Origin of the sequence: Alistipes megaguti, from assembly GCF_944320325.1 — a bacterium.
GTDB classification, from domain to species: domain Bacteria; phylum Bacteroidota; class Bacteroidia; order Bacteroidales; family Rikenellaceae; genus Alistipes; species Alistipes megaguti.
Genome location: NZ_CALUHA010000055.1, coordinates 1 through 8,548 on the forward strand (window position 1 = coordinate 1; position 8,548 = coordinate 8,548).

Annotated in this window: 6 protein-coding genes and 1 pseudogene; 6 read left to right on the top strand and 1 reads right to left on the bottom strand. The window is 59.5% G+C overall.

Going from position 1 to position 8,548, the window contains the following annotated elements; genetic code table 11:
• The 5 genes and pseudogenes from PUQ42_RS10070 to PUQ42_RS10090 form a co-directional block, all read left to right on the top strand.
• A pseudogene (locus PUQ42_RS10070) lies at nt 1-1,181 on the top strand (DNA gyrase/topoisomerase IV subunit A); the annotation flags it as partial.
• A 14-nt stretch (nt 1,182-1,195) separates the two neighbouring features.
• The gene (locus tag PUQ42_RS10075; RefSeq protein WP_273373374.1) at nt 1,196-1,726 is read left to right on the top strand and encodes a shikimate kinase; all 531 of its coding nucleotides are present in this window, start codon (nt 1,196-1,198) and stop codon (nt 1,724-1,726) included.
• Between the two features lie 170 nt (nt 1,727-1,896).
• Entirely contained in the window at nt 1,897-2,673 is a 777-nt protein-coding gene (gene murI, locus PUQ42_RS10080) for a glutamate racemase (RefSeq protein ID WP_122121270.1), read from the top strand.
• A gap of 196 nt (nt 2,674-2,869) precedes the next feature.
• Complete coding sequence (locus tag PUQ42_RS10085; RefSeq protein WP_273373376.1) at nt 2,870-6,079, top strand: DNA translocase FtsK; 3,210 nt, start codon at nt 2,870-2,872, stop codon at nt 6,077-6,079.
• Nucleotides 6,080-6,351: 272 nt separating this feature from the next.
• Nucleotides 6,352-6,954 (top strand): LolA family protein, encoded by a 603-nt coding sequence (locus PUQ42_RS10090; RefSeq protein WP_273373377.1) that lies wholly within the window; start codon nt 6,352-6,354, stop codon nt 6,952-6,954.
• Nucleotides 6,955-7,031: 77 nt separating this feature from the next.
• On the opposite strand, the gene PUQ42_RS10095 is transcribed toward PUQ42_RS10090, so the two are convergent.
• On the bottom strand, nt 7,032-7,730 hold the full coding sequence (locus PUQ42_RS10095; RefSeq protein WP_273373379.1) for a hypothetical protein: 699 nt from the start codon (nt 7,728-7,730) through the stop codon (nt 7,032-7,034).
• Nucleotides 7,731-8,339: 609 nt separating this feature from the next.
• On the opposite strand from PUQ42_RS10095, the gene PUQ42_RS10100 reads away from it, so the two are divergent.
• A partial coding sequence (locus PUQ42_RS10100) for a DNA gyrase subunit A (RefSeq protein ID WP_273373380.1) occupies nt 8,340-8,548 on the top strand: 209 nt, incomplete at its 3' end.

Here is an 8,548-nt window from a genome sequence, read left to right on the forward strand (position 1 = left end):
TCTTCACGAAGGACGGACGCTACATCATCACGAAGGTGAGCGAGAAGGCCTTCTTCGACAAGGGGATCTACTACATCGGCATCTTCAAGCGCAACGACGAGCGGACGATCTACAACGTCCTTTACCGCGACGGCAAGAACGGACCGATCATGATGAAGCGCTGCGCCATCAAGGGCATCACGCGCGACAAGGAGTACAACATCACGAAGGGAACGCCGAAGAGTGAGATTCTCTATATGTCTGTCAATCCGAACGGTGAGGCCGAGGTGCTGAAGGTTTACTTCAAGCCGCGTCCGCGTCTGAAGAAGGTGATTGTCGACCTGGATTTCTCGACGCTTGCGATCAAGGGCCGCCAGAGCCAGGGCAACCTCTTCTCGCGTTACGGCATCCACAAGATCGTCCTCAAGGAGCGGGGCACCTCGACGCTGGGCGGTCAGGATATCTGGTACGACGAGGATGTGCGGAGGTTGAATGCCGACGGCCGGGGCCGCCTGCTGGGCGAGTTCAAGGGCGACGACAAACTGATCGTCTGGACGGCCAAGAACCAGTATTACATTACGGGCTACGACCTCGGACAGCACTTCCCCGACGATACAACCTATGTGGGCCGCTATTCGGCCCACCGGGTCTACAGCCTCTGCTACTACGATCAGGAGCAGCAATACTACTATCTGAAACGTTTCACGGCCGAGTTGTCGGACAAGATGCAGGAGTTCCTCGATCCGGAGGACCGCTTTGTCTGTGTGACCGAGCGGGCGGGGGCCAAGCTGGAGATCACCTACAAGGGGGCGCACGCCTCGCGGCCGGCCGATCTGATCGACGTCGACGAATTTGTCGGCGTGAAGAGCCATCGCGCCAAGGGCAAGCGGTTGACCACTTACGAGGTGGATACACTGCGGATGATCGAACCGGAGCTGGTTCCCGAGCCGGAACATTCGGACGATGAGACGATTGACGGCGATCACTTGACGGATACTTCAGATAACGACGTTCAAACGGCTGATCCAAAGTCCGGAAAATCCTCCGACGGAGCCTCCGGTGGGGAAAAACCGGTGCCGACGCTGTCGGATGCGGGGCTTCCGCCTTCGGGCTCGAATGCCGGCGGGGTGGAGTTTGAGATCGAACGGCCCAAGGGCGATGCCGACCAGATGATCGACCCCGAACAGTTGAATCTTTTCTGACAAAAAAACGAACGATGGGGCTGCTGTTTCTGGTTGGGTACATGGGTTGCGGCAAGAGCACCCTGGGGCGTCGGCTGGCCCGGCGCCTGGGGGTCCCGTTTCTCGATACGGATACGCTGATCGAGGCCCGTGAAGGGGCTTCGGTTTCGGATCTCTTCCGTTACGAGGGCGAGGCGCATTTCCGCGAGGTGGAGCGTGCGGTGCTCGAAGAGGCCATTGCCGGGAATGAATCGGCCGTTGTCTCCACGGGCGGCGGTCTTCCGGTGTGGCGCGACAACATGGAGCGCATGAATGCTGCCGGGCGGACGATCTATCTGCGGCGTTCGGCAGAGAATATCGCCGGGCGGCTGAGCCCCTACGGACGGCGCAAACGTCCGCGGCTGCAGGGGCTCAATGATGAGGAGCTCGTAGCCTTCATGACGCGGGACATGGCCGAACGCGACCCCTTCTACGGACGGGCGACGCTGGTGATCGAGTGCGACTGCTTGTCGGACGATGAGATTGTGGCCCGCATCCTCGGCGACGGGGCGGAACCGGAAAAATGACGGGTGCTCCGGGCCGGAGGCGTAACGGGAAGCACGGGGCCGGAGGCGTAACGGGAAGCACGGGGCCGGAGGCGTGATAGGAAGCATGGGGCTGGAGACTAACGGGAAGCACGGGGCCGGAGGCGCGGAACCCGACGTGGCATCCGGGCAAGAGCAAACAACGAAACAAAGTGAACGATTCTCCCATAGGGGTTTATGATTCGGGGCTGGGCGGGCTGACTGTCTGGCGCGAGATCCGGCGGTTGCTGCCTGCCGAATCGCTGGTCTATCTGGGCGACGGCAAGAATTGTCCCTACGGTTCGCGTCCCGGAGAGGAGATCCGCGTGCTGGCTGACGAGGCGGTCGGACGGCTCGTGCACGATGAAGGGTGCAAACTGGTGGTGGTGGCCTGCAATACGGCGACGGCCGCGGCGATCGACTCTCTGCGGGCGAAGTATGCCGGAGTGCCGATTGTCGGCATGGAGCCTGCGGTGAAACCCGCCTGTTTGGCCACGCGCAGCCGGGTGGTGGGTGTGCTGGCCACGGAGCGGAGTCTCGACGGCGAGCTGTTCCGCCATACGGCGGCCCGGTATGGCGAAGGCATTGAGGTGCTGACGGTTCCGGGGCGCGGCTTTGTCGAACTGGTCGAGTCGGACCGGGAATCGACGCCCGAGGCCGAGACCTGCGTACGGGCCGCCGTGGAGCCGATGCTGGAGCGGGGCGCCGACCAGATTGTGCTCGGATGTACGCACTATCCCTTCCTGCTGCCCGTGTTGAAGCGGGTGGTCGCCGGGCACGGGGTGACGATCGTCGATCCATCGCCGGCCGTGGCGCGGCGGGTTGAGCAGCTGCTTGACGACAACGGCCTGAGGGCTTCGCAGATGCACCGTCCGACGTTTGAGTTCCGTACGTTCGCCGACGAGGCCTATCGCCGGCGTCTCGAACGCAAGGCGCTGGAATCCTTGTAGTTCGGGCGTATTGGAACGGGGCGTCTGAAGCCGCCGGGCTGCGTTTGGCCGTTTCAGCCTGCGGCCCGAAGATCGGCTTCCGCTCTTTTTTGTCCCTTTTTGTCCCTTTTTGTCCCTTTTCACCCGTGCGAGGCCCGGAATCTCGGAAAAAATTCGTAACTTCGCTCGAACTTTCAGGTGTAAGAATTCAACAGCAATGGCATCCCGAAATACCTCTTCCAACGCTCGGCAGAACGTTCAGCGCTCGAATCGCGACAGCGCCCGCTGGATTGCGGGTCTGTTGTTGCTGTGCGTGGGCATCTTTGTCGCGGCGGCGGTCTTTTTCTCCTTTTTCAGCTGGGCCGACGATCAGAGCGTGCTCCAGAAGTCGACCGAGGAGCGCGAATGGGTCGGTGCGGAGGTCGAAAATCCCTGCGGCCCTCTCGGCGCCCGGCTCGGACGTTTGCTGGTGGACAATTCGTTCGGCGTCTTCGGTATCCTGATTCCCGTGATGCTGATTCTCCTGGGGGTGCGGATCATCCGTCAGAAACCCCTGCGGATCAACCAGTCGATCCTCTCGCTCTGCTTCATCATGATTCTCGGATCGCTCTCGCTGGGCTATCTCTTCGATGCCCGCTGGAGCCTCTGCTCGAGCACCGGGTGGGGCGGCGCATTCGGCAATCTGCTGGCCAGCCGTCATGCGGTCGGCCAGACGGCTGCCATCGGAGTGCTGCCCGGCGCCATCGGCTCGCTCGGAACGCTGATTGTCCTGATCGGCGGCTGGATTCTCACCGGGGTCTTCATCAACCGCAATTTCATCAACAAGGTCAACCGGGCCGGGAACGTCCTCGTCGACCAGAGTGAAAAGATCGTCGATACGGTCCGCAGCAAGGTCGTACATGCCCATGCGGCGGAGGCCGATACGGCGTTCGACGAAGAGTCCGGGGATGTGCCTGGTGAGGCGTCGGAATCGGCGGTTCCTGCTGCGACAGCCGCGGGACGAGGCCCGGAGACGCGTCGCGGGGAGACCCGGAGAACCGAGTCCGGACGCGAGGCTCAGACCGGGCGTGCAGCCGCGATGGAGAACGACCGGACCGTGGACCGCGAAACTGGACGGGGCGTTGTGACCGGACGCGAAGCCGTGGCGGAGCGTATGGGAGGGGCCTCGGCGTTGCAGAACGATGCACGGGCCGAAGGTACGCGCGACGTGCGGGATTCCGGAGCCTTCGGGGCGCAGTCGGAATCGGCGCGGACGTCGTATGTGCAGCCCCGGCCTGGAGCGACGGAACAGCCCGTGCCGGCTCCGCGAAGCGGGGTGCAGCGGCAATCCGGTGAGGAGGAGAGCCCCTTTGTGGAGCTGACTCCCGACGGACGCCCGATCGAGCCTGCCGTCATGACGGACGAGGATGACGAGTTCACGGAGGTGGATCTCTCCCGTCCCGAGGGACGTGTGGTGATGGGTCGCGGCGGATTGATCGAGTTGGAGCGTCCGCAGCCGCGGCGTACGGCCTCGGTCGGTGCAGGCGGTGCGGGTGACGATCCGTTTATCGAGATTACGGTCGGGGAGGAGAGCCCCGAAACGAAGGAGGCATCCGACGAACCGTTCGTCGAGCGGACGATCGAGCCGGCTGCCGGGTCGGCCCCGGAGCAGCATCCCGGAACGTCGGGCGAAGCGGTACAGACTCCCCAGTCGGAGCGCATGCCCGCCGCAGCGACGGACGTGGCGCCGGAGGAGGCGGTTCGGACCGGGACGGAGACCGGTCTGCCGGCATCCGATGCGCGGGTGGCCGGTGGAGTGACGGCCGCGGCCGGAGTCTCGGCGGCTGAAGGCGCCAAGGAGGGGGTTGTGGTGACGGTGGAGTCCCGCGAGGCCAAACTCGTCGACGAAAAGTCGATCCCCACGGAGAGCTACGACCCGCTGAAGGATCTCATGAACTACCACAAGCCGCCCGTGACGCTGCTGGAGGACTACATTTCGGATGAAGGGGTCTCCGACGAGGAGATCTACGAAAACAAGACCCGCATCGAGGAGACGCTCAAGTATTTCGGCATCCCGATCCAGCGTATCAAGGCGACGGTCGGCCCTACGGTCACGCTCTATGAGATCGTCCAGGCCCAGGGGGTCAAGATCTCGAAGATCCAGGGGTTGCAGAACGATATCGCCCAGAGTCTGAAGGCCGAATCGGGCATTCGCATCATCGCCCCGATCCCGGGTCGCGGTACGATCGGTATCGAGGTCCCGAACCGCCACAAGCAGATCGTTTCGATGTATTCGGCCATCCGTTCGCTGCGCTTCCAGGAGTCGAAGGCCGAACTGCCGGTGGTCATCGGCCGCACGATCCAGAACGAAAACTATGTCTTCGACCTGACGAAGATGCCCCACCTGCTGGTGGCCGGTGCCACGGGCCAGGGCAAGTCCGTGGGGCTGAACGCCATCATCACCTCGCTGCTCTACCGCAAGCACCCCGCGCAGCTGAAGTTCGTGATGATCGACCCCAAGATGGTCGAATTCTCGCTCTACGCCAAGATCGAACGCCACTTCCTGGCCAAGATGCAGTCCGAGGACGAGGCCATCGTCACCGACCCCAAGAAGGCCGTCTACACGTTGAACGCCCTCTGCTCGGAGATGGACATGCGTCTGGAACTCTGCAAGAAGGCCGAGGTGCGCAACATCGCCGAATACAACGCCAAGTTCGTGGCCCGGCGGCTGAACCCGATGCACGGCCACCGCTACATGCCCTATATCGTGGTGGTGATCGACGAGTTCGCCGACCTGATCATGACCGCCAAGGAGGTCGAAACTCCCGTGACGCGTCTGGCCCAGAAGGCCCGTGCCATCGGTATTCATCTGATCATCGCCACGCAGCGTCCGTCGGTCGACGTCATCACGGGTAAGATCAAGGCCAATTTCCCGGCCCGTATCGCCTTCCGTGTGATGCAGATGATCGACTCGCGGACGATCATCGACCGTCCGGGTGCCGACCAGCTGATCGGCCGCGGCGACATGCTCATCTCGAAGGATGGCGAATTGACCCGTATCCAGTGTGCGCTGGTCGAAACCAAGGAGGTCGAGCGCATCGTCGACTACATCTCGAAACAGCAGGGTTATACGGAGGCTTATGCGCTGCCCGACTATACGCCCGACAGCGACGGCGGCGGCCAGATGGGCAGCGAAGAGTCGTCGGCTCCGGTGAAGTACGATTCGCTCTTTGCCGAGATTGCCCGTGATGCCGTCTCGAGCGGCCAGATCTCCACATCGATGATTCAGCGCAACTACGAGGTGGGATTCAATCGCGCGGGCCGTATCATGATGCAGCTCGAGCGAGCCGGTATCGTCGGCCGTCAGCAGGGTGCCAAACCCCGCGATATTCTCTTCTACGACCTGCCTTCGCTCGAAGCCAAACTGCAGGATCTGGGCGTCTCGTAAGGGTCGGCAGCCGGGGCCGGGAGTCTCTGGCGGTGGAACGGTGTCTGGTGTGGAGTTGTGTGCGGCGGTGGAACCGTGTCCAATGGGCCGGGAGTCTCTGGCGGTGGAACCGTGTCTGGTGTGGAGTTGTGTGCGGCGTTGGAACTGTGAGTGCCGGGAGTATCGGGTATGCCGGGAGGCGGGGTGTCAAAAGGATATGTCCGAAAAAGCGGGGAGTCAGGCAATCAAACCCGGGCGGAAATCGTTTAAAGGATAAATCAAACGTGTAAAATATGAAACGCTGGTTGTTGTTGCTGGCCATGGCTGCCGGTGTCGGGACGGTGTCGGCGGCCGGACGCGCCGCCGAGATTCTCGAAGGGTTGGCGGCCGGATTCCGTGCCATGAAGGGGTATGAGGTCGACTTTGTGATCGAGGCGGGCGACTACCGTGCCGAAGGCTGTTATGCCGTGCAGGGGGCAGGGTATGCCCTCTCGCTGGGCGATGCCGAGGTCTACGGCGACGAAAAGGTTCGCTACGAGGTCGACAACGACCGGCGTGAGGTGACGATTGCCGGAGTCGACTCCACGAGCCGCAACATCCTGAACAACCCCGTGCGGGCGTTCGATTTTCTGGGCGATGATTACCGCGCCGAACTCTTCTCCGAAACGGGAGGCAAGGCCGTGGTCCGGCTGACTCCGGTGGAGGGCAGCGGCGCCTCGGCCGGAACGGTCACCGTGACGGTCTCGACCGCCACGATGCGTCCCGAGCAGCTCGATTACGACTATGACGGCGAACGCATCCGGGTTGTGGTGCGGCGTGTCGCGCCGCTGGCGGAACCGCTTGCCCGCTTCGAGCGGAGCCGCTTCGAGGGGTACGAGTTCATCGACTTCCGTTAATCTTGTCGAATGGCGGAGCGGATTGTCAGTTGGTGCGTTAAAAATATGGCGGCACGTCATCTGTTGTTGATAGAGCGTTAGAGATCCTCTCCGTTGGCTTTATTATATTCGTTGTCGTAATACATGCAAATGTAATATTTCCTGGCATGTTCTGAAATCATAAACCAAACGAATTTATTATAAGTTGCAAGATCATACATCAATTTATTAGTAATATACTTTATTCGGATTTCGGCTGATATTTCTTCTGTCGGATTGTCCAGCTGTTCTTGTGTATATTTGGACAGCAGCGATTTTTTCGATTCATTGTATATGGCTACGGTGTCCAATTGGGAAATTTGGTAAAAACCGGCCTCGTAGCGTTTTTCGTTGACTGTTATTTCATAGGAAATATCTTCGTCGTCGGGAATTGTTTGTTCCTTATCGGTCATGGGTGTATATCTCGGATTGTTTTCGAATTGCCGACAAAGCAAATTAAATCGGATTCTGATATCTGTTTCACCACGGGGGGCTTTATCTGCCAACATGATTCTATAGACCTTGTTGTTGTTTGTAGCAACACCGACATATACCTCGGTTCCATTGAATTCGCCTTCCAAAACATCTTTGTCCCATGTGGTGGATGTGAACCCTTTGGCTTTCAGCTTTTCAATCATGGCGGGCTTGTATCCGTCGACCGGGATACCGAGAAATTCTGTGACGTCTTTTTCCGTTTCTTGCGCTTGCAAAGCCGTAGTGCAGACGAAAGCAATGGCTACGCATAAAAATTTCTTCATAGGGGTTGTCGTTTTGTCCCGCTGGCGGCTCCTCCGGCGGTCATTTGTAAACAAGAAGCGTGGAACCGCAAATGCCACGTCTTAGATGAAGGTCCTGAGAAAACCTAATGAGCAGATGTAGCAACAGCAGCCCACGCCATAGCGTGAGAGCAGCCATGTCATCCTTGCATCTAATTGAAAATTTCCTACGTTTTCAAGTTACAAGATGAGCATAACGCTTCTTTCAGTATGTCCGGGTCAGGTATGGCCCTACGACAAAGATAGCGAAAAAAACGTGACAACCTTCTTTTTTCCGGCAAAAACTACCGTTCTTTCTGCAAACTGCCTCCGTGGTTTAAGTCGTTGGTTGGATGAAAGGCCGATGGTTTGTGCGAATCGGACCATCCTCCCGGACCGTTTTGTCCGACCCTCTGTCGGGTGAAAATTTTTTGGGCCTCAAATCGCCCGAAAAGGGCCAAAAAACGGTATGTCCCCTGAAAAAATATCCCACGCGCGTGCGTTTTTCTGCGCCCAAAGTTGCCCGGATCGCAAGAAATTACTATTTTTGTTCGTTATTTGGCGGGCCGCACTGACGACCCGCATGGAAATCCGGTTATACAGAAGAGATAGATGCTTACAGAAGAAGAAAAGAATGCCGGTTTGGTGGGACGGATCATCCCCATCAATATCGAAGAGCAGATGAAGTCGGCCTACATCGACTACTCGATGTCGGTCATCGTGTCGCGCGCCCTGCCCGACGTGAGGGACGGTCTGAAACCCGTTCACCGACGCATCCTCTACGATATGAGCGCGGAGCTCAACCTCTACTCCGACAAACC

Coding starts and splice junctions, on each gene's coding strand:
- PUQ42_RS10090 (WP_273373377.1), top strand. CDS start 6,352: ATGAAACGCTGGTTGTTGTTGCTGGCCATGGCTGCCGGTGTCGGGACG.
- PUQ42_RS10075 (WP_273373374.1), top strand. CDS start 1,196: ATGGGGCTGCTGTTTCTGGTTGGGTACATGGGTTGCGGCAAGAGCACC.
- PUQ42_RS10085 (WP_273373376.1), top strand. CDS start 2,870: ATGGCATCCCGAAATACCTCTTCCAACGCTCGGCAGAACGTTCAGCGC.
- PUQ42_RS10095 (WP_273373379.1), bottom strand. CDS start 7,730: ATGAAGAAATTTTTATGCGTAGCCATTGCTTTCGTCTGCACTACGGCT.